Origin of the sequence: Corallococcus exiguus, from assembly GCF_009909105.1 — a bacterium.
Classification (GTDB): Bacteria; Myxococcota; Myxococcia; order Myxococcales; family Myxococcaceae; genus Corallococcus; species Corallococcus exiguus.
In genome coordinates this window covers 259906-284559 of record NZ_JAAAPK010000008.1, presented here as the reverse complement: position 1 = coordinate 284559, position 24654 = coordinate 259906, and the positions used below count along the sequence as shown (strand labels likewise).

Sequence of the window (24654 nt, the reverse complement as noted above, 5' to 3'; positions counted from 1 at the left end):
ACGGCTGGGCTAACACCCGCCCCTGCGAATGGAAGTGATCCGAGCAGGCAAGGGCCCGATGCGTATCGCGGTGACAGGCGCCAGTGGCGACTACGGCAGGCTGCTCCTGCCGAGGCTGGAAGCGGACCCCGGCGTGGAGAGCATCCTCGTGCTGGACACGAAGGAGCCCCAGCCGATGAGCAAGGTGGAGTTCCACCGAGTGGACCTCACCCGCTACGACGCGGAAGGTGAGCTGACGGACGCGCTCACCGAGCGCCCCGTGGACGCCCTCTTCCACCTGGCGTTCCTCTTCGGGCCCATCCTCAACGGCCCGCTGGCGCACGAACTGGAAGTCATTGGCACCATGAACGTGCTGACGGCGGTGGGCCGCGCCCGGCTGCCCCGGCTGGTGGTGCCGTCGCTGACGGTGACGTACGGCGCGCGGGGCAACAACCCGGCGCTCCTGCGCGAGGGCTCCCCGCTGTTCGGCTGTCCGCACAGCCGCTTCGTGAACGACAAGGTGGAGGTGGAGGGACAGGTGCGGGCGTTCCGCGAGCGCAATCCCGACACCCGCACGCTCGTGTTGCGGTTCGCTCCCCTGCTCGGCCCGAGCCTGGACAATCCGGCGACGCGGTTGCTGTCGCACGCGGTGGTGCCCACGCTCCTGGGATTCGACCCGCTCTGGCAGGCGATCCACGAGGACGACGCGGGCCGGGCGCTGCACCTGGCCCTGCGGGCGGACACGGCGGGAGAGTTCAACGTCGTGGGGCGCGGGGTGTTGCCTTTGTCGGGGCTCATCCGCCAGGCGGGCGCGCGACCGCTCCCCCTGCCGGGGCCGTTGTTTCGTGGAGCACTTCGCGCGCTCGGGGTGGTGGGGGCGGGCACGTTGCCGGTGGCCCTGCTCGACTACATGCATTACTCCTGGGTCGCGGACGGTGAGCGCGCCGAGTCCGCGTTGGGGTTCGTGCCCCTCCACCATGTCAGGGACGCCGCCTCGGCGCTCAGAAGGAGCCAGTCATGACCAAGGGTGTCCTCGGGAATGATCCCTTCCAGCGGGGCGCCGCGCCTCGCACGGGCGAGGTGAAGGACGACGCGGCCAACCCGAAGGCCGCGAAGAAGTCCGCGGCGTCGAAGTCCGCGAAGGGTGCGAAGTCAGCGGGAAAGGCGAAGAGCGCCAAGGGTGGCGCGTCGAAGTCCGGCGCCCAGGCGAAGGCGCCCAAGGGCGGCAAGGCCGCGGAGGCGAAGCAGGCCACCGCGACGCCGAAGACGCCCGCCGCCAAGGTCCACATGTTCGAGGCCCGCACGGACGGACGCGGGAGCCCGAGGCACGAGCAGGACGCGCGCGACGTGGAGCACGCCTCGGGAGCGAAGCACGGGCGTTCGTCCGCGAAGGACCCGCACGCTTCGGGAGGGGCACCGGCCGCGAGGCCTGGCGCCCACGACGCCGTGCACGCTTCGGGACAGCCTCCCGCCGGTGAGGAGGTCTCGCCCCTTCGCGAGCCCTCCGTGCCGGCCCCCGCCACCGAGCCCCGGCCGTCGCGGCCCCAGGTGCTCGCGGACGAGGTGCGCGGCTCGCGTCCCCAGGAGCGCACGGTGGACCGCGCCCTGACGGAAGCCCTCGCGTCGGACGCGGCGGAGGCCGCGGCGAAGACGGCCGTGGACGAGCTGTTCGAGGGGCGCAAGGAGCCGGACCGCGACATCGAGCGCGTCCTCGCGACGGAGCTCGTCACCGAGGTGGCCGAGTCCGCCGTGCGGCAGGTGCTGGATGACGGCAACGGCGACGCCGCCGAGCGGGAAGTCGCCACCGCCGTCGCGACCCAGGTGGCCGAGGCCACCGCGGGCGTCGCCGTGGACCAGGTGATGGACCGCCACGCCACCAGCCCCGAGGAGCGCGCCCTGTCCTCCGCTGGCGGCGGCAATGCGCAGGACGACGACGGCGAAGAGGCCTGGCCTGGCGACGCCTGGATCCGCGACCCGAAGGACGTGCCTCCTCCCGAGGACACCGAGGACCTCTGGACCGCGGACGCCTGGCGCCGCGACCCGGAGGGCATGTCCGCGCCGGAGGACCCGGACGAGGACGACCTGGTCACCGGCGTCGAGCGCGTCGAGGAGGACGGCGTGCACATCTCCGTCTCCATCATCGAGGGTGCCGCCCCCACGGACGTGGAGCCGGAGGTGGAGCTGCCCGACGAGTCCCACGACGAGCTGCCTCCCAGCCGCCGGCCCCTGTCGCTCGTGAGCGACCACGGCGAGGTGCCCCTCCCGGAGGAAGTGGAGCGGGATGCGCAGGGCTTCGACCGTCCGGAGGAATCGGCCCCGCCGTCCGGCTTCGCGGGCCGCGCCGCGGGCATGTTCTCGCTGGCGAAGGAGATCGCCGGCCAGGCGCTCGCGAGCGACGGCCTGGGCCGCGCCGTGGGTGCCATGCACGGCCTGATGGAGGCCGTGCGCACCAGCCTGGGCACTGGCGGTGGCAGCCGGTTGGACGACTACGGCAAGGACGAGGGGCTGGTGGAGAGCCTCCAGCCCGTCCTCGACTTCCTCTACGAGCAGTACTGGCGCGTCTCCGTGGAGGGCGTGGATCAGGTGCCGCGCGGCGCCTCCATCCTCGTCGCCAACCACTCCGGCGCCCTGCCCTACGACGGCCTGGTGATGGCGCAGGCGCTCCTGCGCGAGCGCCCGGATCTGCTCGAGACCCGCTGGCTGGTGGAGGATCAGGTCTTCCACGCGCCCATGCTCGGCACCCTCTTCAACCGCCTGGGCGCCGTGCGAGCTTCACCGGAGAACGCGCTGCGGCTGCTCGATGAGCACCGGCCGCTCGTCGTCTTCCCGGAGGGCTACCAGGGCGCGAGCAAGCCGTTCGCGGAGCGCTACCGCCTCAAGCGCTTCGGCCGCGGCGGCTTCGTGAAGCTGGCCCTGCGCACCGGCGCGCCCATCGTCCCGGTGGCCATCGTCGGCGCGGAGGAGACGTCTCCGCTGCTGGGCCGCCTCCCCGGTGGCTTCCTCGGGTTCCCGTCGCTGCCGCTCACCGCGCCGGGCCCGCTGCCCGCCAAGTGGACCATCCGCTTCGGCGAGCCGCTGACCATGGAGGGACTGTCTCCGGAGGACGCGGACGACCTGGGCCAAGTGCAGCGGCTTACCGAGCGCACCCGCGAGTCCATCCAGGGAATGCTCCAGGCCCTGCTGCGCGAGCGCCGCTCCGTGTTCACGGGCTGAAGGCTGAAGGCGAGACACCCGGGGGCGTCAGCCGCAGATGCGGTTGCGCCCCTGGCTCTTCGCGGCGAAGAGGTGCTCGTCCGCCGTGCGCACCATCTCCGCGGGCTCGCGGTGGTGCGGCTCCAGCGCGGCCACGCCCATCGACAGCGTGACGGGGATGACCTGCTTGTCGAACTCGAAGCGCTGCCGCTCCACCAGCTTGCGCACCTTCTCCGCGAGCTGACGGGCGCCGGCCAGGTTGATCTCCGGCAGGAGCAGCGCGAACTCCTCACCGCCGTAGCGGGCGAAGACGTCCTCGCGCCGGATGCGCGTGCGCACCGTGGACGCCAGCTGCTTGAGCACCGAGTCGCCCGCCAGGTGCCCGTACGTGTCGTTCACGTCCTTGAAGTGATCCAGGTCGAACATCACCAGCGACAGCGTGCGCTCGTAGCGGCGGCTGCGGGAGATTTCGCGGTCCAACTGCTCGTCGAAGTAGCGGCGGTTGTAGATCTGCGTGAGGCCGTCCATGGTGGTCAGCCGATAGATCTCGTCGTGGTACGCCGCCTCGATGTTGCCGCCCGCGATGAACTTGAAGATGGTGCGGCCAATCTTCACCAGGTCGCCGTTCTGCAGCGACCGCGCCGACGACGCGACGTCGTCATTGACGAACGTGCCGTTGGTGGACCCCAGATCCTCGATGCGCACGCCCTTGGTGGTGTTGGTGATGCGCGCGTGGTTGCGGCTCACCGCTTCCTGATCAATCTGGATGTCCGCCTTGGACGACCGGCCGATCAGCGTCTCCTCGCGCGCCAGGTCGTACTTGCGCCCCAGGTCCAGGCCGTAGATGACCACCAGCGCCGCGTCCAGGTTGACGGGGCGCTCGGAGATCTTCGAGATGACGGTGACAACCGTCTCCTTCTGGCCCATGACGCCAAACGTATCACCGCGCAATTCGCGAAAGCGAATTCACGGCCGGAACGGGTGCCCCGCCAGGTCGTAGACGCACTGACACCCCAGCACGTCAGGGCACGCGCACCGTGCGCGCGGCGCTGACGGCGGGCCGCAGCGGCAACCCGAGCCCGTCCACCAGCGACGCCACCAGCGTGACCTCCATCCCGGAGCAGGCGGGCGGAAGGGAGAGCGCCACCTCGCCCGACCGCGTGGCCACGTCGCCGAGCACCACCGAGAGGTCGCAGGCCGGGCCGCCATCACGAACGGTGAGCAGCACCCCGCCCTCGTCGCCATTGCCTGCGTCCGTCCCCACCTGGAAGCCGTCCACCCGCACGCGCACGGTGGCGCCGCGAGCCAGCGACGCGCCCTCGGCGGGTGCCAGCCACGTCACCTGGGGCCGGCCGTAGTTCAGCGTGGACGCGGCGCGCACCGACGAGGCGAGCAGTTCGGGCGCCATGCCCCCGGACTCCGCCAGCGTGGAGAGGTTCGTCGAACGGCCCTCGGACATGGCCACGTTCAAAGCCTCCACCGACAGCGATGCGCGCGAACCCTCCGTGTCGCCCTGGAAGGTGCGGTCCTCCAGGCCCGAGGGAGGCAGCGGCAGGCGCACGCCGGTCACGGAGCGGCGGCTGTCCGCCCAGACCGTCCAGCGCCGGCCGGCCACGTTGGTGAAGGTCGCGCGCACGATCGTCGCACCCAGCAAGGAGGTGTCCATGCGCCACTCGCGCGGCAGCAGGCCGTGCCACGGCGATGCGTCCGGGTTGTAGTGGGCGCCCTCCGGGATGCCGAGGAACGCGTCCGCGAGCGTCACCGGCGTCGTGCCCTCTGGATCGAAGTGGGGTGCATCCAGCGGGGTCATCACCGCGCTGGTGGCGAGGCCCACGGGCTCTTCACCGCCCAGCGCTCCCGACGACGCGACCGCGACCAGCCGGTACGCCTGTCCCTCCAGGCCGTGATGGGCCGGCGCCATGCGCACGCGCACGAGGCCCGGAGAGGACAACAAGGGCTGCGTGTCCGTGTTCGGATCCACCGGGTTGGCGTTGACGGCGGCGCCCAGGCCCAGCGGCACCGTGCCCTGACCGGGCGCGGTCACCGAGCCCACCACCAGCGCGCGCGACAGGTAGCTGTCCCGGAAGCGCGGAAGCGGCGGGACGCGCACCACGAACGGGAAGGCCAGCGGCACCTGCTGGAAGTCCAGCGACGTGAGCGGCCCGCTGGGAGGAATCTTCCCCTCGATTGGCGCATGGAGGGGGAAGCGCACATCGCGCTGGACGGCGGAGGAGAACCGCCCGGACTGCGGCAGCACGCGCGCCAGGAGCAGCAGTGGATCCGCGCCCGGGTCCATCATCCCCGCCGGAAGCTCGCCGGACGGCACCTGGGCGGTGAGGGCCCAGGCGGTGCGAGTGCCACAGGTCCCCGAGCGCGTGGCCGTCTCCGGATCCGTTCCGTCCGCGAGGGCCGTGTCGCACACCCCGGAGATGCCCGGCACATCCACGGACTCCGGCGGCAGGACGCCGAGCCCGTTCACCCAGACGCTTGCGGGCAGCTGGAACTGGCGCGTCACCCCGCGGAGCGTGAGGTCCACATCCCGGTCGGATCCCTGCACCTGGGCGGAGGCCGACTCGGACAGGAGCCCCGGCACGGACAGCCCCGCCATGCCCAGGGACAGCGCGCCGCCCACGCCCACGGGCGACAGGTGGATGAACCGGGCGCGCACTCCGCCCACTCGGTCCGCCGGGTTGCGGCGCAACGGCAGCCGCAGGTCCCGCGTGCCGGACATGTCGTAGTTCGCCACGGTGAGGTAGCCGAAGTCCGGGTGGAAGACAGACACCGTCGAATCGCTCCGGGCCACCAGCACGGCCACGCCCAACGCATCCGTGGACTCGCGCGCCGTCGCGCCACCCAGCGCGTCCGCCACCACCACCGAGGCCCCCTCGACGGGGTAGCCCGTGAGCGCGTCCGTCACCACCACCCGCACCTGCCCCGAGGCCGTATGCGGGGGCAGCACGGTGACGCGCGCACGGCACGTGACGTTGCCCAGCCGGGCCTCCACCGCCTCCACCTCCGCGCCCGCCGACTCCAGCGTGAACGTGGCCCCGGAGCCCGTGCCCCCGCCCTTCACGCGCGCGGACACGGCGGACCAGGCGAGCCCGTTTCGAGGGACGAAGGGCTGGCCCGTGACATCGGACATCCAGGCTTCGAAGCGCAGGGTGGTGCCCACGGGCGCGATGATGCGCTCGGGCACCACGCGGCAAGCCGCTACGGTGGACGACGGCGGGGGCGGCCCACAGGCGCCGTCGCGGCACAGTTCCCCGTCCTCGCAGTCACTGTCGCCGGTGCAGAGGGCGGGAACGCAGCGGCTGGCGTCACAGCGGCAGCCCAGCGCCTGCGACTCACAGGCGGCGATGGCGTTCACCTCCCCGCGGCGCATCACCGAACAATCGAGGTCCGTCCGGCACGAGGGCTCACAGCGCGACAGGGCGGTGTTGCAGAAGAACAGCGCCGGATCCCCGCAGTCCTGATCCACCGTGCAGAACGTGTCCGCCCAGCCCCCGTGGATGAACGGCGCCTCCATGTCGGACATCGCGCAGCCCATGGCGCACGCCAGCAGGCATGCGAGCACGAGGCCGGGGGACCGGACCGGATGGGGGATGGAACGCATGGGAACTCCGAGGGGGACCGGCCTTGCCTCGACCTTACAAGGGGAAGGGCCGCGACGCGACCGGCGATGCCACCGGAACCGCTTTCGCTGGAAGCCTGGAACCGGGGCGGAACCGGGGTCCTGGGAAAATCAGACGGGCGGGCAGGCAAGTGTCGGTTGGCTTCCGTCGCCAGGGGTTCCAGAATCGGACCGACGATGGCACGCGCTGAACCGAAGACCTTGGAGAGCCTGCTGCCCCGGGTGCTGGCGCGCCTGGCGGGAGAGTCAGGCCGCGCGACGTCGCTGATGCCGCTCTGGACCGCCGCGGTGGGAGAGAACATCGCGCGCCACAGCCGTCCTCACCAGTTGGACGGAAGCACGCTGATCATCACCGTGGAGAGCGCCGAGTGGGCTCAGGTCCTCTCCCGCCAGGCCGACTCCCTGCGCGAGCGGTTCAACGAGAAGCTGGGCGCTGGCACCGTGAAGACGCTCGTCTTCCAGTTGGAGTCACGATGAGGCGCGCGCTCCTGGGATTGCTGCTCGCTGGCGCCGCCGACCTCCCCGCATCCGCCGCGCCGCCGTCCCCGGCGGTGGCCTCCGTGTCCGTTCCCTCCCAGGAAGGACAGGACCGTCCGCCCCCTGTGCCGGAGGAGACGCCCCAGGCCCAGGAGGCCCGGGCCCGGCTGCACGTGCAGCGCGAGTTCGAACGCGTGGGCCGCCGCGCCCCCACGAACGACAAGGCGCTGGAGGCCGCGGCCCGGAGGCTCGCGCGCGAGGCCCTGAGCGAGTTCACCACCGGCGCCCCGGACCTGCTCACGTTGACGGAGGCGGTCAGCGATTCGGGCGCCGCGGATCCGTCCCCGAAGGTGCTGGTCATCCGCGCCTGGGTGCACTCGCACGCCATCGAGACGTTCCTCGCCCGCACGGACTTCAACGACGAGCGCGTGAGCCACTTCGGCGTGGGCGTGGCCTTCCTGGGCGAGCGCGCCGCGCTGGTGCTGCTCGTCGCGGACCGCAAGGCGGAGGTGCTCCCCTTCCCCCGGAGCATCGCCAAGGCCGGGACGGAGAAGCGCGTGTGCGGCCGGCTCGTGCCGCCGCTGCTGAGCCCGCAGGTCTTCGTCACCCGGCCGGATGGCGAGGTGGAGGCCGTGGCCCTGAGCCGCGCGCCCTCCGGCACGAATGGTTTCTGCGCCCTGGTGGGCTTCGACACCCCCGGCAGCTACACCGTGGAGGTGGTGGGCCAGGCGAACGCGGGGCCAGAGGTGACTTCGCTGTTCCTCGTGCAGGTGGGGGCCCGTTCCGCGCGCGGCGGACAGGAGTCCCAGCGCGAACCCACAACGCTGGCCGAGGCCCGCACCGCTCTCTACGAGCGCATCAACACCCTGCGCCGCGCCTACCAACTGCCGGAGCTCACGCCGGATCCGACGCTGGAGGACGTATCGCTGCGCTACAGCACGCGCATGGCGACGGAGGGCTTCTTCGCGCACATCGCGCCGGACGGCTCCACGCTCACCCGCCGCCTCCCGGAGGGCGCGCGCTACGTACGCGCCGGAGAGAACCTGGGGCTGGCGGCGGGTCCGCTCGCGGCGCACTTCGGCATCGAGCACAGCCCCGGCCACCGCAAGAACCTGATGGACCCCGCGTTCCGCTTCATGGGCGTGGGCGTGGCCTTCCAGAAGGTGGACGGCCGCGACCAGGCCGTCGTCACGGAGGTCTTCACCGCGGCCTCGCCCGGCGCGGCGCTTCCGGCGGACCCGGTGTCGGATGTCTACGACGCGCTGTCCCGGCACCGCGCCACGCTCAAGCTGCCGCCCCTGGTGCGCAGCGATGCGCTGGAGCGGCTGGCGCGCGACCACGCCCGCCGTGCGCAGGCGCAGGACGAGCCCACAGCGGGAGACGGCGACCCGTCCCCGCTGCACGAGCGGGTGTTCTCCGCGCTGCCGGACGCGGGCACCGCTTCGGTGGACTTCTTCGTCGTGGGAGACCCGGGCGCCGTGCCGGAGTCACGCAGCCTGGCCACGGCCACCTACACCCGGGTGGGTGTGGGGCTGGTGCGAGGCGACTCCAAGCGCTTCGGCCAGGGCCAGTACTGGGTGGCCGTCATCTACGCCGCGGTCCCCTGAAGCGTTGGCTTCGGAAGAGAACGTCGACGCGAACGCCGGCCACGACCGGGCTTCGGGCGTGACCGGGTGCAAGCTCGCGCGGGCCCGGTGAAACGGGCCCCATGTCAGACGTCCCGGTTAGACAGGACGGCGCTGCGTGGCGTACGCCTCGAGCCCCATCTGCGGAGGCGCGAGGTTGGCGTACATCGGGCACTTCATGCACGTGAACGACTGCCAGCCGCGACGGACGGCCTCATCGAGGCAGTTGTCGTAGTGGTTGCAGTTCAGGTTGCGATGCGTCTCGACGCCTGCCCGCTTCGGGCCGGCTTCGGGATTGATGGTCTGCTGCAGATCGGATGGACACGGCTTCATGGAGCCTCCCCTATGAGCTGTTTCCCCCCCCGAGGTCTGTGTACGAGCAGTGCTACCGACGACAGGTCTTCCTGCGACGACAGGTCTTCCTGACACGACGGCGGTCCGGAGTAGCGCTCAACAGCGGCGCAACGTAAGGATTCCCTCCGGATAGCGCAACGGGCCGACAACCCCGCGGGACCAGCCCGTGGGCGCGGGATCTAGGACTTGTCGGGCCGACTGTCAAACCGACCCCCGCCCACCTGGTGGGGAATGTCGACTGCAAACCTCTCGTTCCGAAGCCGCAAGGCCGCGAAGTGAAAGGAAGAACCACATGAGTTGGACCGGCTGGGTGGCGGGTTGGGTGACGGGGGTGGCGCTGGGGCAGTCCCCGGCGACGCTGGAGGCCGTCCGCCTGCACCGGTCCGACGCGGCGGCGCTCGCCCGGGCGGAGCTCGCCGCGTGTGAGCAGGCGAAGTGCCCGGACGCGAGCCGCCTGGGCCTGCTCGCCGGGACTCTAGTACTTTCGGACGGGGACGCCGTTCAGGCGCGGGACCTGCTCACCCGCCACGCGCCGCCCGCGCCCCTGGAGGCCTTCCACGCCTTCTACCTGGGCCAGGCGCGCTTCTACGCGGGCGACCCCAACGGCGCGGCGAAGGACTTCGAGCGGGCCCTGGAGAAGGCCTCCCCGGCCCTCGCCGTGCGCGCCCGCGCCCGCCTGGGTGAGTCGCTCCTGGACGCACATCGGCCCAAGGACGCGTCCCCGGTGCTGGAGTCCGCGGCGGCGGCGCAGCCCACCCCGGAGCTGCTCTTCCAGCGCGCCCTGACGCGCGCGGCCACCGGCAACGCGGCGGGCCTGCGGGCGGACCTGAAGACGGTGGCGCTGCGCTTCCCCACCCACCCCTACGCGGACGAGGCGCTGGAGCAGTTGGCCACGCTGAAGCCCGCGGTGAAGCTCACCCTGCCCGAACACCTCCAGCGAGCCCGGGGCTTCCTCTCCGACGGCGCGGCGGCGCGGGCCGAGGACGAGCTCCTGAGGGCGGAGAAGCTGGGGCTGGTGAAGGGTGCGCCCGCCCAGGCACAGGTGGCGCTCCTGCGCGCGCAGGTGCTCTTCGCGCGAGGCAAGCGCGAGGAGGCGGAGAAGGCGCTCGCGGTGGCGCGCAAGGGGCCGCCGGCCATCGCCGCGGAGGCCGCGCTGGTGGTGGCGCGCCGGGCGCTGCGCTCGGACGACAACGAGAAGGCGCGCAAGCTGATGGCGGCGCTGGACAAGGCCTATCCCTCTCAAGCGGCTGGTGAGGAAGGCGCGTTCTTCGCCGCGTGGTTGGATTTGCAGGGCGGCCGCTTCGAGGACGCAGCGAAGTCCTTCGAGGACTACGAGAAGCGCTACAAGGGCTCGCGCCGCCGCGATGAGGCGATGTGGTTCCGCGCCCTCTCGCACATCCGGTTGGAGCAGTACGCCAAGGCGCGCCAGGCGCTGGACGACCTGGTGACGGCCTACCCGAAGACGAGCATGGCGCCGCAGGCGCGCTACTGGCAGGCGCGCACGGAGGAGCTGGGCGGCGGCAAGCCGGCGACGTTGGGGCCCGCCTATGAAGCCGTCATCAGCGCGGCGCCCGCGTCGTTCTACGCGCTGCTCGCCACGGAGCGGCTGCGCGAGCTGGGACGCACGCCGCCCGCGGCCTTCCCGCAGCCTCCGAAGCAGCTCACCCTGCCCCGCCCTCCGGAGCTGGAGTTGGCGGTGGCGCTGACTCGCGCGGGCCTCTTCCGCGACGCGGCGGACGAGGTGCAGTCGCGCGTGTCGGGCCTGCGCGGCGCGGACCAGGCGCTGCCGTTCGCGCACGCGCTCTTGCAGCTGGGTGAGTTCGGCCACGCGCACGTCGTGGCGGCGCGCTACCTGTGGGGCCGGGCCTTCGGGGCGAAGGCACCGGACGCGCTGGCCGCGTTCTACCCGCGAGCGTTCGCCCAGGCGGTGGAGACGGAGGCCACGCGGCAGGCGCTGGATCCGTTCCTCGTGTGGGCCATCATGCGCCGCGAGAGCGCCTTCCGCCCGGAGGTCATGAGCGCGGCGGACGCGCGCGGCCTGATGCAGATCATCCCGCCCACGGCGACGGAGATCGCGCAGAAGATGGCGGAGCCCGCGCCCGCACCGGCGGACCTGTTCGCCCCGGAGCGCAACATCCGCTACGGCGCGTGGTACCTGGCGCAGCTGATGAAGCGCTTCGCGCACCCGGCCCTCGCGGCGGCGGCCTACAACGCGGGCCCCAAGGCGGCGGTGCGCTGGACGCAGGAGCGCGGCACTCTGCCCCTGGACCTGTTCGTGGAGTCCATCCCGTACCGGGAGACGCGCGGCTACGTGAAGCAGGTGGTGGCGGACCTGTACCTCTACCACCGCTTCTACGAGAAGGACGGCACCCAGGCCCGGCTGGCCATGACGGTGCCCGCTCCCAGCACGGACGGCGTCAGCTTCTGACGGAAGGCTCGTGACGGCTCAGGCGCCGCGTCAGCACTGGCGGCGCGGACGCTCCGGCCCGGGAGGACAGCTTTCCGACGGACGCGGCGCGTGCGGACGTCAGGTGCCGCGCGAGGCCCGGCGGCGCTCGATTTCGAGCTCCAGCGACTGCACCACCTCCGACAGCGGCATACTGCTGGAGTCCACGTGCACCGCGTCCTCGGCGGGCTTCAGGGGCGCCACCTCACGACCGGAGTCCGCGGCGTCGCGGCGCGTCTGGTCCTGGAGGACGCCCTCCAGGCTGCTGTCCACGCCCTTCTGGAACAGCTCCTCGAAGCGGCGGCGCGCACGCACTTCCGGGTTCGCCTGGAGGAAGAACTTCACGTCCGCGTCCGGGAACACCACCGTGCCGATATCCCGGCCCTCCAGGATGGCGCCCGACGATGCCTCCAGGGCCAGCCGCCGCTGGAGCGCCAGCAGCCCCGCGCGCACCACCGGCCGCCCGGACACCTGCGACGCGCCCATGGAGATGGGGGGCGTGCGGATCTCCGACGACACGTCCTTGCCGCCCAGGAAGACGTGGTTCTCCTCGCCCACCACATGGAAGTGGATGCGCACGCGCCCGAGCAGCTCGCCCAGCTTCGCGTCGTCGTCGAAGGCGATGCCCTCGCGCGAGGCCATCAGCGCCACGCAGCGGTAGATGGCGCCGGTGTCCACCAGCGCGAACTCCAGCCGTCGCGCGAGCAGCTTGGACACGGAGGACTTGCCCGCTCCGGCCGGCCCGTCGATGGCGACGATGAACGGACGCGTGCTCATGACAGGACCTCCTTCAGCGCGGCCACGCACCGGGCATTCTCCTCCGGAGAACCCACGGAGATGCGCAGGCAGTTCGGGTGTCCGTTGCCCGCCATGGGCCGCACGATGACGCCCCGGCGCAAGAGCTGCTCGTACACCTCGGCGGACGGACGGTGGCAGTCCACGAAGACGAAGTTCGCGTGGCTGTCCGTCAGCGTGAGCCCCAGCTTCGGCAGCTCTTCTCCGTAGAAGCGCAGGCCCACGCGGTTGTTCTCACGCGTGTGCTTCACGTGCTCCGTGTCCTCCAGCGCCGCCATGCCCGCCGCCTGCGCCACCGTCGTCAGGTTGAACGGCATGCGCGTGCGGTGCACGTAGCCCGCGAGCTTCGCGTCCATCACCGCGCTGCCCAGCCGGATGCCGGCCAGCCCGTGGATCTTGCTGAAGGTGCGCAGCCCCACCAGGTTCGGGTGCGCGTGGAACAGCTCCACGGCGCTCGCGTAGTCGGGCCAGTCCACGAACTCCGCATAGGCCTCGTCGTGGACGACGAGCACGTCCTTCGGCACCGCCGCGAGGAACTTCTCCAGGTCCTTGCGCCCGAACGTGGTGCCCGTGGGGTTGTCCGGGTTGGCCAGGAACACCATGCGCGTGCGCGGCGTGACCGCGCGGGCCATGGCCTCCAGGTCGTAGCGGAAGCCCTCGCGCATGGGCACCTCCACGAACGCACGGCCGTGCGCCTGCGCGGAGATGCGGTACGCGGGGAACGAGCCCTTGCACAGGAGGATCTCCTCCTCGGGCGTCGTGAACGTGCGCATCAACAGCTCGATGAGCTCGTTGGAGCCGCTGCCCAGCACCACTTCCTCCGGCTTCACGCCCAGGTGCGCGGCCAGCTTGCGCACCAGGTGGAAGCTGGTGGCGTCCGGGTACAGGTGCACCTGCGCGGCGGCGTTGCGCATGGCCTCCACCGCGCGGGGCGACGGGCCCAGCGGGTTCTCGTTGGAGGCCAGCTTGATGACGCCTTTGAGGCCGTACTCCCGCTCGGTCTCCTCGATGGGCTTGCCCGGAACGTAGGCCTTGAGCGTCTCGACGTAGGGAGGAACGAGCGGTCGCATGAAGTGTGAACCTCTACTTGCCGGAGTACATGCCGAGTGCGCGGAACTTGTCGTAGCGGTCGCGCACCAGCGCGTCCGGATTCAGCTCCGCCAGTTGGCCCAGGTGCTTGCGCAGCGTCTTGCCCAGCGCTTCCGCCGCCTTGGCCGGGTCGCGGTGCGCGCCGCCCGGAGGCTCCGGAATCACCTCGTCGATGATCTTCATCTCCAGCAGGTCCGGCGCCGTGGGGCGCATCGCGTCCGCGGCCTTGTCCGCCTTGGTCGCGTCGCGGAAGAGGATGGAGGCGCAGCCCTCCGGGGAGATGACCGAGTAGACGCTGTTCTGGAACATCAGCACGCGGTTGCCCACGCCGATGGCCAGCGCGCCGCCGGAGCCGCCCTCGCCCACCACGGTGGAGATGATGGGCACGCGCAGCCGGCTCATGACCTCCAGGTTCATGGCGATGGCCTCCGCCTGGCCGCGCTCCTCCGCGCCGATGCCCGGGTATGCGCCCGGCGTGTCCACGAAGGTGAGGATGGGCTTCTCCATCCGCTCGGCCAGCTCCATCAGCCGGCGCGCCTTGCGGTAGCCCTCCGGGCGGGGCATGCCGAAGTTGCGCGCCATGTTCTCCTTGGTGTTGCGCCCCTTCTGATGGCCGATGAGCATCACCGTCTTGCCATCGAAGCGCGCGAAGCCACCGACGATGGACGGGTCCTCGCCGAAGTGCCGGTCGCCGCACATCTCGAAGAAGTCCGTGAAGAGGTAGTGGACGTAGTCCAGGAAGTACGGGCGCGCGCTGTGGCGCGACAGCTGCACCACCTGCCAGCGGGTCAGGTCGCTGAAGATCTCCGTCTGGAGCTTCTTCGCCTTCTTCTCCAGCTTGGAGATTTCGGAGGAGAAATCCACGGTGCCGCTGGTGGAGAGGACCTTCAGCTCCTCGATCTTCTTTTCCAGCTCGATGAGCGGGCGCTCGAAGTCGAGCGCGTAGCCAATGCCGGTTGCCATGGCGCCGAACTAGCACCAGGGTTCAGGCCTTTCAACGCGCAAGCGGTTACGCACCCCCTGGAATGTCCGGGAGGTCCGCCCGTCTGGAGCCACATGGTCCTCGCCCTCTCCCTGCTGGCCCTGACGCTGTCCGCCGCTCCGGCCGCGCCTCCTTCCGGCCGGGCCCTCAACACGCAGGGGTTCCGGCTGTACCAGTCCGGCCGTTATCCAGAGGCCCTGGAGAAGTTCCAGGCCGCTGCCCAGGCCACCCCGGACTACGCCCTGGCCCACTACAACGCCGCGGCCACCCTGGGCCTCCTGCGCAAGCAGGGCAAGGTGTGCGAGTACAGCGCCCACCGCGACGTCATCGTGGAGAAGCTGGCCACCGCCGTGCGCCTGGACGCGCGCCGCCTCCAGCGGGCGAAGGAGGACCGGGACCTGGACGTCATCCGGGACACGCTCGGCTGGCAGAAGCTGCTGGGCCGCACGCCCCAGAAGGAGGCCGACGTGCCGGCCCTCCTGCGGGCGGTGTCCTGGTACGGCCCCGGCGTGGGCGTCTACGGCACCGTCCGTGCCCTGAAGTTCCAGGACGGGGGCCGCGTGGAGCTCTGGAAGCGGGACGTGGACGACTCCGGCACGCCCCGCGAGTCCCGGACCCCGGGCACGTACACCGTCAAGGGCCGCACGGTGGAGGTGAAGCTCCCCAACGCCGCGCCCGTCACCGGCACCCTCAGCGAGGCGGGCGCCCTCACCTTCCCGGAACCCCTGGGCGGCTTCACCGACAGCCCGTCGGAGTGCGACGCCTGAGACCAAGTGATGTCCCGTGCACGCCTACCCGCGTCCAGGGGACACCGCCCTGGCGCGCCTGCCTGCCGGTGAGCACCTTCCTCCCGTAGCCGAGGGGGAAGCCGTGCACAGACTCAACGCCAGACACTGGGGGCTGGCCGCCATCATCGCGGTCGCGCCCTTCGTCCTCGCCTTCGTACTGGGAGCCTCGGCGCCCCAGCTGCTGGAGCCGGTGCTCGGCACGCCGGTGGGTGGGCTGAGCTGGGGACTGGCCGCGGTGCTGGGACTCGTAGGCGGCGCCCTCTTCGCGCGCATCCTCGCGGCCCTGCAGCGCCCGCGCATCCAGGCATCGCCGGTGCTGCGCGTACTGGGCACGGTGGGCGGCGCCAGCGCGGTGGTGACCCTGTGCATCGTGCCAGCGGTGGCGCTGATGCTCCTGGGTCCGGGCTGGGTGCTCCATCAGCACCTTCAGGTGCCGGCGGCCCCGACGGTGCGCTCACTGGAAGCGACCGCCGTGGACCTGCTGGGACAGGCGCGCCGGGCGAATCCCCACCGGCTACCCCTGTCCCTGCTCCTGCCGGGCCCCCACTGAGGAGCCCGGCGCGGCCAATGCTCAGGCCGCCTTGATCTTCGCCGGCGGCGCGGACAGCGCGTACCAGGCCGTGCGGAACGCCTTCAGCTCGCGCAGCCCCGCGGGGTGACGGCCCAGCGCGGGCGCCATCGTCACGGGCAGGCCAATCTTCTTCTCCATGGCCTTGGCCGCGTTCAGCTCCAGCTTGCGGCGGTTCTCGCACTTCTCGCAGGTGGACTTGGGGCCCACGCGGTTGACGAGCACCCGCTCCACCTGGAGCTTGCGCTCCTTGAGGTACTCCACCAGCCGCTCCGTGCGGGTCGACGCCAGGTCCTCGCCGCGCGTGACGACCACGAAGCGCGACTCGCTGGGGGACGCCAGCGCGTCCTCGAAGCGCTTCACGTGCTTGAGCATCGCCGCCAGGTCATCCGCCAGCTCGCCCAGGCCCTTGGCGCGGTGCTTGTTGAGGATGCCGTGCAGCGCGCCCAGCCACGTCTTCGCCGTGTCCGCCAGCTCCACCACGCGGACGTTGGTCACCTGCGGCGACGAGTCCACCACGATGCGCTTGAACCGCTCCTGCACCAGCGCGTCCGTCAGCACGGACATGGCCGCCAGCTCGTCGATGCCCGGGGGTGCGCACTCCAGCAGGTTGCGCAGGTAGAGCAGGTCCGCCGGCACGTCGTTGCCCGCCTTGGGCGCGCCCTCGAAGGCCTTCTCCGCCTTCTCCTTCAGGCGCTTGCGCAGGGCGTTGAACCACCCCGCCATGTCCAGCTCGCGCGCGTACAGGCCCTTGGTGCCCTTCACCTGCGTCTCGGTGTCCGTCAGGCGGCTCTGCAGCACGTCCGACAGCGAGTGCGCGGGATCCGTGGAGATGAGGAGCACCGGCCCCTCCTTCTCCGTCAGCGTCACCGCCGCGGCGGCCGCGCAGGAGGACTTGCCCACCCCGCCCTGCCCCACGAAGAAGATGAGCCGCGTGGGCGGCAGCGGAGGCGCCGCGATGGGAGGCATGGACGGGGCGCGCACCAGCGCCGGAGGCCCTTCCGCCGCGCTGAACTCCAGCGCCTTGGTCTCCTTGCCCGCCGCCCACTCCTTGGCGAACTCCTTCAGCCCGTCCAGCCCCCGGGGCGCCACCTCGCGGCGGCCCAGCAGGTTCACGGGCACGGTCTTGTCCAGCGCCTGGTACTTGCGCACGTGGGGGGCCTGCAGGCCCCGGCGGCCCTGACACGCCGGACAGCCCTCGTGGTCCTCCACCTGGTTGACCACCACCTCCGTCACCGGCAGACCGCGCTCGCGCAGCTGGGTGAAGTACATGCGCGTCTGCGCTTCCGGCACCGGCTCGGCGAGCGCCACCAGGTGGAAGGCCGTGCGCGCGGGGTCCTTCAGCAACGCCAGCAGCTTCTCCGCCTTCTGGCCCACCTGATCCAGGAAGCCGGCGGGAGTCGCCTCCGCCGCGGCGGCGGCCGCCTTCTTGCCCTTGCCGCTGGGGGCCGGGGCGGCGCGGTCCTGGCCCGCCTTCACGAAGCCCAGGAACTTGCGCAGCTGCGCCGGCATGTCGAACAGGCGCAGCGTGTGGCTGGTGGGCGCCGTGTCCACCACGATGCGGTCGTAGTCGCCGGACTCCAGCAGCTCCACCACGTGGAAGAGGGCCACCAGCTCCTCCAGCCCAGGCACCGCCTGCTGGTAGAGCTTGCCCATCTCCTCGTCCGACAGGTGCGTGCCCTTCACCGCCGCCTTCGCCAGCGCCGGCAGGTACTCCGCCAGGAACGGCTTGAGCAGCGCGGGCGGGTTCAGCTCCGCGCCGAAGAGGCCGCCCTCGCCCTTGCCCGCCTGGAGCTTGGTGGGCTTCGCCGGCAGCTTCTTCTTCACGAGGTCCGACAGGGACTGGACCGGATCCAACGAGACGACCAGCACCCGGTGCTTGGGCACTTCTTCGGAGAGCCTCACCGCGTACGCTGCCGCAAGCGTGGTCTTGCCGACCCCGCCCTTGCCGCCGAAGAAGTGAAGTACTCTCGCGTCGCTCATTGCGTTGTGGCCTTCCTTGTGCCCCCCCGGCGGCACCCCAGATGACTCACGTCGGACGACCGCACCATGGGGGGCGGACGTGGCCCGAAATGAAACGTCCCGGCCGGGCCCTCACCAACGGGTGGGAGAGGCCCGGATGATCCCCCGTCCAGGGGGGAAAAGTCAAGAATTGACAGGGGTTTTCGAGACCTCCCCCGCCCGCTTAAGCCGGCTTGGGGAGGCCCCGTGCGCGCTCTCCAGGAGCCCTGCCAAGGGCCCGGAATCCGGGCCTTCTTGCCTACCCAACAGGTCAGCGGCGAGCGGCCGCAGGTCGCCGAGCCGGGGGACGGGGCACGGATCAGCGGGTCAGGAAGCTGCTGGCGCTCATGGGGCCGTCGTTGCCCTGTCCACCCAGGGGGCTGCCGCCACCCGGGGTGCCCTGGGCACGGTTCTCCGCCGCGTAGCGGTTGAGCTTGTTGTAGAGCGTCTTCTCGCTCACCCCCAGCACCTCCGCCGTGCGGGCCTTGTTGTTCCCGTTCCGCTGGAGGCTGCCCAGGATGTACTCGCGCTCCACGGCGTCCAGGCTCAGGCCGAACGGCAGCTTGAACGTGTGGCGCTCCGGGCTCTTGCCGGCCATGTCGGGCGGCAGGTGCTCGCGGGTGATCAGCTCCCCGTCGCAGAGGATGACGGCGCGCTCCACGGCGTTGCGCAGCTCGCGGATGTTGCCCGGCCAGTCGTAGTTCTTGAGCACCTCCATCGCTTCCGGGTGCACGCCGGAGACGCGCTTGGCGGAGTCCCCACGGAACTTGTCCACGAAGTGCTGGACCAGGATGGGCACGTCGTCCCGGCGCTCGCGCAGGGGCGGCAGGTGCAGCTGGAACACGTTGAGGCGGAAGTAGAGATCCTCGCGGAAGCGCTGGTTCTTGATCTCCTGCTTCAGGTCGCGGTTCGTGGCGGACAGCACGCGCACGTCCACTTCGATCTCCACCTTGCCACCCAGGCGGCGCAGGCGGCCCTCCTCCAGCACGCGCAGCAGCTTGGCCTGCAGGTCGATGGGGATTTCACCCAACTCGTCCAGGAAGAGCGTGCCGCCGTGGGCCATCTCGAAGACGCCCGGGCGGCGCTGATCCGCGCCGGTGAAGGCGCCGCGCTCGTGGCCGAAGAGCTCGGACTCAATCAGTGTCGCGGGGATGGACGCGCAGTTGATGGCGATGAAGGGCTTGTCGCGGCGCAGGGACAGGTTGTGCACCGTGCGGGCGACCACTTCCTTGCCCGTGCCGGACTCACCGCTGATGGAGACGCTGGCCTTGGAGGGGGCCACCTTCTCCATCATCTCGATGACCTTGCGCATCCCGGTGGAGCCGGCGATGAGGTCCGTGGAGCCCAGCTGCTTGAGGCGGCGCCGGAGCGTCTGCACCTCGCGCATGGTCTCCTTCTTCTCCAGCGCGCGGTCGATGCAGACCTTGAGCCGCGCGGTGTCCAGCGGCTTCACGATGAAGTCGTAGGCGCCCTCGCGGATGGACTCCACGGCGGTGTCGATGGTGCCGCGGCCGGTGAGGAACACGACCGGACAGTCCGGCAGCTCCTCGCGCAGGTTGCGCAAGAGCCACAGGCCATCCGTCTCCGGCATGGCGAGGTCCGACAGGACGACGTCGGGCCGGAACTCACCGGCCTTGCGGAGGGCGTCATGCCCGTCGAACGCGGTCTCGACCTTGTGACCCCAGGCGGACAGCATCTCCGCCAGGGCCTCGCAGGTCTCACGTTCGTCATCCACGGCCAGGATTCGTGCGCTGCCCAAGGTGAAAACCTCCACTGCGATGAAGCGTGATGAAACCGGATGGAAGACCGACCGCGCCCGAAGGGGGAACCTCAGCCGCGCGGAAACACGAGGCGGCACGTTCCCGCCTCCACGAAGAACTCGATGCCCAGCTGGGCCGCGCGGAGCGTCAGCGCGGCCACGGTGTCCGACGCTCGCTCGGGCGCCGAGGAGCCGTCCGCGACCTCCAGCACCGCGTTCGGCCCTTCCGCGCGGACCGAGACGACCACCGTGGAGCCGGACTCCGCGCGATGGAAGGCGCGCATCAGCACCTGCACCAGGAAGAAGCCCAGCTCGGTGGTGTCCTCCATGTGGGCCTGTACGTCCGGCTCGATGTCGCGCTGGACCTGGAGGCGGCGCCGGCGGCTCTCATGGCCCAGCACGTCCAGGGCCTTGCCGGTGGCGTCCGACAGCGGCGCGTCCCCAGAGGGGCCCGCTCCGCGAAACACGATGAAGTCCGAGAAGAGCTTGAGCAGGCCGTCCACGCGGGCGATCTGCTCGCGCATCGCCTTGAGGTTCTTCTCCTGGGTGGCCGGCACCTGGCCGGACTCGCCCTTGAGCTTCTCGGAGAGCACCTCGAGATGGATGGCGAGCGCGTTGAGCGGGTTGCGCACGTCGTGCAGCAGGCTGTCCATCAAGGGCGGAACCGCGTCGTAGCGGGCCGCGCCCACCACCGGGTCCGACACTTCCTGGACAGAAGGCACACTGATAGCCATGAGAGATGAGTTAACCACCTGGAACTCCTAGGAATTTCCGTCGCCCCACCCCCGCCGCCGCCCTACCGAGCCAGGATTTAGGGAGCACCCCAGGGATCGTCAACCCTGGGTCGGTAATTCTTGCCGGAGTTCTAAAATTCCCGTGTCGGAACAGCCACTTACGACCTCTCGCAAGTGTCATTCAACGAACGGGAACCCCATCCCGGGCGATCAGCGTGTCCAGGGGTTGTCCACCCCCGGACAGCGCGTCCGCCCTCAGGTCCCGGTGGCGGGCGAAGGCGGCTGGGCGGCGGCGCCCACGCCCACGAGCTGGAGGCCCAGCCGGGCGGCGTACTCGAAGATGCGCGGGTCCCGGTAGAACTCGCCAAAGACGATGCGGGTGCAGCCGCTGTTGGCGATCAGCTTGAAGCACGGCCAGCACGGGCTGGCGGTCGTGTAGATGGTCGCCCCGTCGATTCCGACGCCGTTCTTGGCGGCCTGGATGATGGCGTTGGCCTCCGCGTGGACGGTGGCCACGCAGTGGCCGTTCTCCATCATGTGGCCCACTTCATCACAGTGGGGCAGGCCGCGGATGGCGCCGTTGTAGCCGGTGGACAGGATGGTCTTGTCCCTCACCAGCACCGCGCCCACGTGCTTGCGGTCGCAGGTGGCGCGCGTGGCCACCTGCTGGGCGATGTCCATGAAGTACTGATCCCAATTGCCCCGAGCGGACATGCGCGTGAACCCTCCAGCGAAAGAGCCCGCAGCTCTAACGCTGGATCAGGCCCGCACCAATTTCTCGGTCCGGGGCTGTTGGATCAGCGACTCGCCGTCTTCTGGGGCCCCGCACCCTCCGCGTCCGCGGAGCGCTCCAGGAGCCGGCCGAAGCCTTTCGCCTGGAGGAAGCCGCGCACCTTGGCGCTGGGCGCGGCGAACGTCTCGCCGGGCATGGGCACGTCGAAGCTGAAGTTCTGGGAGGCGACCTCGAAGTCCACCTTCGCGGTGCGGTAGCCCTCCACGATGGCCAACAGCCGCCCCGTCTCGATGCTGAAGATGCCACCGCCGGAGGCCCCATAGCCGATGGGCGCGTCCGTCTTCAGCATGCGCGGGTGCTTCGTCTCCTTGTCCCACTCCACCTGGGACACCATGCCGCCGGAGATGGACAGCGCGCGGCCGTACGGGGACGCCGCCACCACCACGTCCTCGCCCGGCTCCGGTTCGTCGTCCGCGGCCAGCTCCGCCACGGGCCACGTCACGCCCGTCACGCGCAGCAGCGCCAGGTCCACGTCCGGCACCTGGCCCGTGGCCACCACCTCCGCCAGGTACTCGTGCGTCTCCGCGCGCCGGTCCAACACGACCTTGAGCACAGGCTCTTTCAGGTCACCCTGCTCCACCGCGTGCGCGTTGGTGAGGACATAGCTGACGGGCCCGGCCTCACCGGCCTCCGTGCCAATGACGACGCCCGACGCCGAGCGGCGCACCTTGCCGTCCTCCGTCGTCACCAGCCGCACGTTGAGCGGGAGGATGCGCCGCACCATCGCCTTGCGCGTGGGCTGCGGCGTGGGCTCGGGCCGGGACAGCGCCCGCTCCACCCGGAGCGGAGCCTGCGTGTGCGTCGCGACCGGAGTGTCCTCGGAGGACTGCGACGGGGCACTGGCGCAAGACACGAGGGCCCACAGGAGGGGGGTGCCCAACAGCAACCGGTTCATCAACACTCCAGGCGCAAGGATGAGGAGGGACGAAAAGACGACGACACACGCGCAACTCGGTGCGAAGCCGCATCATCCCGAGCCCTGGCCCGGATTGGGAAGCAGACGAGCAGGCATCGGCTTCCTGGATGCCTGCCCTCCGCCACCCGTCAGGTGTAGCGCTGACGCATCAGGAACAAGATGGCGTCCTTCGCGCAGAACTCGCAGTAGCCGTAGCGCTCCGCCATCGTCTTGAGCGTGCCCTGCACCTGCGTCTGCTCGCGCGAGGAGAGCTGGTTGCGGTCCTCGGAGAGGTACTTGAGGACGTTCTCCTTGTTCTTGCGCAGCACACGCTTGCGCTCCTCGAAGTAGTGGTCGCGCAGGCGCTTGAACATGTCCGGGAAGATGCGCGGGTAGTCCATGGCGCCGTCCGGGTTGTCCAGCCGGTGCGCGCCAATGCTTGCAATCAGTCCGCGGCGGAAGTCCGCGGGGGCCTCGCCCTGCGGCATCACGATGGCCTCCACCTCCGCCATGCGCGCCTCGTCCGGCTTCTCTGATTCGCCCGTCACGCGGTTGCGCATCTTCTCCCCGCGCACCCAGTGGCTGACGCTCTGGATGTAGCGCTCCACCAGCTCGCGGTACTGGCCTTCCGACACCAGACCCATGGAGTCGCGCACCTCCGAGTCCACGCGGTCCAGGTACGTGCCCTCCACCACGCGCACGAAGGTTTCGTGGTCGTGGTAGCCGTCCATCACCTCCTGGAGGAGGAACTCGTAGACGCTCTTGTCCTTGCAGAGCGCGTGCAGCTCTTCCAACACCGCCAGCGCGTGGAGGCACTTGTAGTCGGGGTTCTGCGCGGCGTTGAAGAGGGCCGTCTTGATTTCGCGCGCGCTCGCACCGGAGCGCCCCTCGTAGTTGGGGTACGCGTCGGACTCCTCGTACATCTCCTCGCGCAGCTTGAGCAGCTCCTTGGTGTTCGCGGAGGACAGCCGCGCGGGCACTCCCGCCTCCTGGTACAGGTGAAGCTTCTCCACCGGGGCCACCTGCTCCACCAACGGCTTCACGTTGGCCGGGTAGCGGTCCGGGATGGGCTTCTTCAGGCGCGTGAGCACCGCCCACATCGCGGCCACCTCCGTGGCGTGCGGCGCCACGTGCTTGCCCACGGACGTCGCGGTGATCTGCGCGTCGTAGATCTCCTGCTCGACCTTGTAGCGGCGCAGGTACGGCACGCGCACCAGCTCGATGCGGCCCTTGAACGACGCGAAGTCCGGCAGCTCCTTGAACGCGTTCAGGTGCTTCTCGTTGGAGGACGCGATGAGCACCTCATCCAGCTGGAGCACGAAGGGCTCCAGGGGCACCTCGCCCGTCTCACTGAAACCCAGCAGGTACTTGAAGGCCTCCAGCGGGCGCTTGAGCAGGTCCGCGTATTCGATGAGGCCGCGGTTGGCGTGCACCAGCGGGCCGTGCGGCTCGAAGAGCACCGTGCTGTGCAGCGCGGCCGGCATGTTGAGCTGGGTGCGGTCCGCGGAGATCTGCTGCGCGGCGGCGTCCACGCTCATCTGCGGCTCCACCGTCACCGTGCCCACCTGGTAGCGGCGCGACACGTAGAAGCGCTCCACCTGCACGTGGCGCAGGACCTTGAGGTAGTCCCCGCCGTAGGCGTTGAGCAATGCCGTATAGATGCGGCGGCACTTGGCGCACAGCTCGCCTTCGCGCACGTAGTCGGACAACAGGAAGTCGCCTGTCGCCCCGTCGCCGTTGCCCAGGCCCTTCTTCTTGAGCGCCCCTTCCAGGAGGCCCTTGCGCTCGGCTGGCGGCACCGCGAACAGCGGATGGTCGCGCAGCTCACACGGCATGCGCAGGTCCAGCTCCTCCGCATCCAGGTGGGCGTACGTGGTGAGCTCGCCGCCTTCCGCGGACTTCGCGCCCGCGCGCTCGCCGAAGCCGATGGAGCCCTTGATCAGCTTCTCCGACGGGAACACCCACGCGATGCGGTAGAGGGCCCCGTGCGACTGGCGGGAGTAGTCCTCCATGCCCTGCTTCAGCGCGTTGACCAGGCTGGACTTCGCGCTGCCGTTGGGGCCGTGCAGCATGATGAGCTTGTTGATGCGGCCGGCGCGCACGAAGTTGCCCAGGATGCGGTAGAGGGCGTTCTGCACCTCCTCCTGCCCGGCGACGCGGCCGTCATGTTCCGCGGACGGGACGTCGAAGACCTTGAAGCGCCGGATGGTGCCGGTGGGGTGCGGCACCATCTCCGTGCCGTAGTGGTCCATCACGTCCCGCAGGTACTGCGCCGCGTTGCGCGACTGGCCCTTCGGGTCCGTGAAGAAGAGCGACAGGTACTCCTCGAAGGACAGGATGGACCGGTTCTTGACGAAGTCGGCGCTGACCTGTGCGCCCACCTCCTGCAGATAGCCCTTCGCTTCCACGGCGGCTCCCCTCTGTGGATGGGTGGTCTCTCGGATGTAGCCACGGCGCTTCGCCGTCGCATGTGAACCCCTGGGGCTGACCTTCGTTCCCGGCCCTTGGGATGTAAAGCGACCCGCCCTGCCCTCGCGGGCGGTTGT

The 24654-nt window shown here is 70.5% G+C and carries 19 protein-coding genes; 7 read left to right on the top strand and 12 right to left on the bottom strand.

Translation table 11 applies throughout. The annotated features are described in order from the left end of the window. Positions 1-28 precede the first annotated feature (28 nt). Both GTZ93_RS27540 and GTZ93_RS27535 read left to right on the top strand, forming a co-directional pair. The gene (locus GTZ93_RS27540) at positions 29-1000 is read left to right on the top strand and encodes an SDR family oxidoreductase (protein ID WP_139920999.1); all 972 of its coding nucleotides are present in this window, start codon (positions 29-31) and stop codon (positions 998-1000) included. Beyond that, on the top strand, positions 997-3192 hold the full coding sequence (locus GTZ93_RS27535) for a lysophospholipid acyltransferase family protein (protein WP_139921001.1): 2196 nt from the start codon (positions 997-999) through the stop codon (positions 3190-3192). The genes GTZ93_RS27540 and GTZ93_RS27535 overlap by 4 nt, the downstream gene beginning before the upstream one ends. A 27-nt stretch (positions 3193-3219) precedes the next feature. Here the strand turns inward: GTZ93_RS27535 and GTZ93_RS27530 are convergent, their stop codons facing one another. Together GTZ93_RS27530 and GTZ93_RS27525 are read right to left on the bottom strand one after the other, a co-directional pair. Then, on the bottom strand, positions 3220-4098 hold the full coding sequence (locus GTZ93_RS27530) for a GGDEF domain-containing protein (RefSeq protein WP_120577698.1): 879 nt from the start codon (positions 4096-4098) through the stop codon (positions 3220-3222). A gap of 94 nt (positions 4099-4192) precedes the next feature. Then, positions 4193-6784: a carboxypeptidase regulatory-like domain-containing protein gene (locus tag GTZ93_RS27525; protein WP_161663099.1), complete on the bottom strand. Its 2592-nt coding sequence runs from the start codon at positions 6782-6784 to the stop codon at positions 4193-4195. 195 nt (positions 6785-6979) lie between these two features. Here GTZ93_RS27525 and GTZ93_RS27520 point away from each other — a divergent pair, with 195 nt between their 5' ends. Both GTZ93_RS27520 and GTZ93_RS27515 read left to right on the top strand, forming a co-directional pair. Continuing rightward, a complete protein-coding gene (locus GTZ93_RS27520) occupies positions 6980-7279 on the top strand; it encodes a DciA family protein (protein ID WP_139921003.1) in 300 nt (99 codons plus the stop codon). Continuing rightward, complete coding sequence (locus tag GTZ93_RS27515; RefSeq protein ID WP_180946140.1) at positions 7276-8886, top strand: CAP domain-containing protein; 1611 nt, start codon at positions 7276-7278, stop codon at positions 8884-8886. The genes GTZ93_RS27520 and GTZ93_RS27515 overlap by 4 nt, the downstream gene beginning before the upstream one ends. 117 nt (positions 8887-9003) lie before the next feature. Here the strand turns inward: GTZ93_RS27515 and GTZ93_RS27510 are convergent, their stop codons facing one another. Continuing rightward, positions 9004-9237 carry a hypothetical protein gene (locus tag GTZ93_RS27510; RefSeq protein WP_120577695.1) on the bottom strand — a complete coding sequence of 78 codons (234 nt, stop codon included), beginning with the start codon at positions 9235-9237 and terminating at the stop codon, positions 9004-9006. Between the two features lie 313 nt (positions 9238-9550). Here GTZ93_RS27510 and GTZ93_RS27505 point away from each other — a divergent pair, with 313 nt between their 5' ends. Beyond that, a complete protein-coding gene (locus GTZ93_RS27505; RefSeq protein ID WP_139923130.1) occupies positions 9551-11686 on the top strand; it encodes a lytic transglycosylase domain-containing protein in 2136 nt (711 codons plus the stop codon). Positions 11687-11785: 99 nt separating this feature from the next. On the opposite strand, the gene cmk is transcribed toward GTZ93_RS27505, so the two are convergent. Genes cmk through GTZ93_RS27490 form a run of 3 tightly spaced genes read right to left on the bottom strand, consistent with a single transcriptional unit; the run spans position 11786 to position 14551 of the window. Then, the gene (gene cmk, locus GTZ93_RS27500) at positions 11786-12481 is read right to left on the bottom strand and encodes a (d)CMP kinase (RefSeq protein ID WP_139923128.1); all 696 of its coding nucleotides are present in this window, start codon (positions 12479-12481) and stop codon (positions 11786-11788) included. Then, on the bottom strand, positions 12478-13569 hold the full coding sequence (hisC, locus tag GTZ93_RS27495; RefSeq protein ID WP_139923127.1) for a histidinol-phosphate transaminase: 1092 nt from the start codon (positions 13567-13569) through the stop codon (positions 12478-12480). Before hisC ends, cmk begins: the two co-directional genes overlap by 4 nt. Positions 13570-13582: 13 nt before the next feature. After that, positions 13583-14551: an acetyl-CoA carboxylase carboxyltransferase subunit alpha gene (locus GTZ93_RS27490; RefSeq protein WP_120577691.1), complete on the bottom strand. Its 969-nt coding sequence runs from the start codon at positions 14549-14551 to the stop codon at positions 13583-13585. A 93-nt stretch (positions 14552-14644) separates the two neighbouring features. Here GTZ93_RS27490 and GTZ93_RS27485 point away from each other — a divergent pair, with 93 nt between their 5' ends. Both GTZ93_RS27485 and GTZ93_RS27480 read left to right on the top strand, forming a co-directional pair. Beyond that, positions 14645-15337 carry a tetratricopeptide repeat protein gene (locus tag GTZ93_RS27485; protein WP_121778632.1) on the top strand — a complete coding sequence of 231 codons (693 nt, stop codon included), beginning with the start codon at positions 14645-14647 and terminating at the stop codon, positions 15335-15337. Positions 15338-15440: 103 nt separating this feature from the next. Continuing rightward, a complete protein-coding gene (locus GTZ93_RS27480) occupies positions 15441-15908 on the top strand; it encodes a hypothetical protein (protein WP_120577689.1) in 468 nt (155 codons plus the stop codon). Between the two features lie 21 nt (positions 15909-15929). Here GTZ93_RS27480 and GTZ93_RS27475 read toward each other — a convergent pair whose 3' ends face one another. The 6 genes from GTZ93_RS27475 to GTZ93_RS27450 all read right to left on the bottom strand — a co-directional run bounded on the left by GTZ93_RS27475 (position 15930) and on the right by GTZ93_RS27450 (position 24516). Beyond that, complete coding sequence (locus GTZ93_RS27475; protein ID WP_120577688.1) at positions 15930-17909, bottom strand: ArsA family ATPase; 1980 nt, start codon at positions 17907-17909, stop codon at positions 15930-15932. 337 nt (positions 17910-18246) lie between these two features. Then, positions 18247-19686 carry an enhancer binding protein Nla6 gene (gene nla6 / locus GTZ93_RS27470; protein WP_120563019.1) on the bottom strand — a complete coding sequence of 480 codons (1440 nt, stop codon included), beginning with the start codon at positions 19684-19686 and terminating at the stop codon, positions 18247-18249. A gap of 71 nt (positions 19687-19757) precedes the next feature. Then, positions 19758-20420, bottom strand: coding sequence for a HAMP domain-containing histidine kinase (locus tag GTZ93_RS27465; RefSeq protein ID WP_167548420.1), 663 nt, complete (start codon positions 20418-20420; stop codon positions 19758-19760). A gap of 255 nt (positions 20421-20675) precedes the next feature. Then, entirely contained in the window at positions 20676-21134 is a 459-nt protein-coding gene (locus GTZ93_RS27460) for a deoxycytidylate deaminase (protein WP_120563017.1), read from the bottom strand. A gap of 83 nt (positions 21135-21217) precedes the next feature. Beyond that, positions 21218-22108, bottom strand: a complete 891-nt coding sequence (locus GTZ93_RS27455; protein ID WP_121751786.1) for a S1 family peptidase — start codon at positions 22106-22108, stop codon at positions 21218-21220. A 149-nt stretch (positions 22109-22257) separates the two neighbouring features. Continuing rightward, complete coding sequence (locus GTZ93_RS27450; RefSeq protein WP_139921995.1) at positions 22258-24516, bottom strand: PrkA family serine protein kinase; 2259 nt, start codon at positions 24514-24516, stop codon at positions 22258-22260. Between the last annotated feature and the right edge of the window lie 138 nt (positions 24517-24654).

Coding starts and splice junctions, on each gene's coding strand:
- GTZ93_RS27540 (WP_139920999.1), top strand. CDS start 29: ATGGAAGTGATCCGAGCAGGCAAGGGCCCGATGCGTATCGCGGTGACA.
- GTZ93_RS27535 (WP_139921001.1), top strand. CDS start 997: ATGACCAAGGGTGTCCTCGGGAATGATCCCTTCCAGCGGGGCGCCGCG.
- GTZ93_RS27530 (WP_120577698.1), bottom strand. CDS start 4,098: ATGGGCCAGAAGGAGACGGTTGTCACCGTCATCTCGAAGATCTCCGAG.
- GTZ93_RS27525 (WP_161663099.1), bottom strand. CDS start 6,784: ATGCGTTCCATCCCCCATCCGGTCCGGTCCCCCGGCCTCGTGCTCGCA.
- GTZ93_RS27520 (WP_139921003.1), top strand. CDS start 6,980: ATGGCACGCGCTGAACCGAAGACCTTGGAGAGCCTGCTGCCCCGGGTG.
- GTZ93_RS27515 (WP_180946140.1), top strand. CDS start 7,276: ATGAGGCGCGCGCTCCTGGGATTGCTGCTCGCTGGCGCCGCCGACCTC.
- GTZ93_RS27510 (WP_120577695.1), bottom strand. CDS start 9,237: ATGAAGCCGTGTCCATCCGATCTGCAGCAGACCATCAATCCCGAAGCC.
- GTZ93_RS27505 (WP_139923130.1), top strand. CDS start 9,551: ATGAGTTGGACCGGCTGGGTGGCGGGTTGGGTGACGGGGGTGGCGCTG.
- cmk (WP_139923128.1), bottom strand. CDS start 12,481: ATGAGCACGCGTCCGTTCATCGTCGCCATCGACGGGCCGGCCGGAGCG.
- hisC (WP_139923127.1), bottom strand. CDS start 13,569: ATGCGACCGCTCGTTCCTCCCTACGTCGAGACGCTCAAGGCCTACGTT.
- GTZ93_RS27490 (WP_120577691.1), bottom strand. CDS start 14,551: ATGGCAACCGGCATTGGCTACGCGCTCGACTTCGAGCGCCCGCTCATC.
- GTZ93_RS27485 (WP_121778632.1), top strand. CDS start 14,645: ATGGTCCTCGCCCTCTCCCTGCTGGCCCTGACGCTGTCCGCCGCTCCG.
- GTZ93_RS27475 (WP_120577688.1), bottom strand. CDS start 17,909: ATGAGCGACGCGAGAGTACTTCACTTCTTCGGCGGCAAGGGCGGGGTC.
- GTZ93_RS27465 (WP_167548420.1), bottom strand. CDS start 20,420: ATGGCTATCAGTGTGCCTTCTGTCCAGGAAGTGTCGGACCCGGTGGTG.
- GTZ93_RS27460 (WP_120563017.1), bottom strand. CDS start 21,134: ATGTCCGCTCGGGGCAATTGGGATCAGTACTTCATGGACATCGCCCAG.
- GTZ93_RS27455 (WP_121751786.1), bottom strand. CDS start 22,108: ATGAACCGGTTGCTGTTGGGCACCCCCCTCCTGTGGGCCCTCGTGTCT.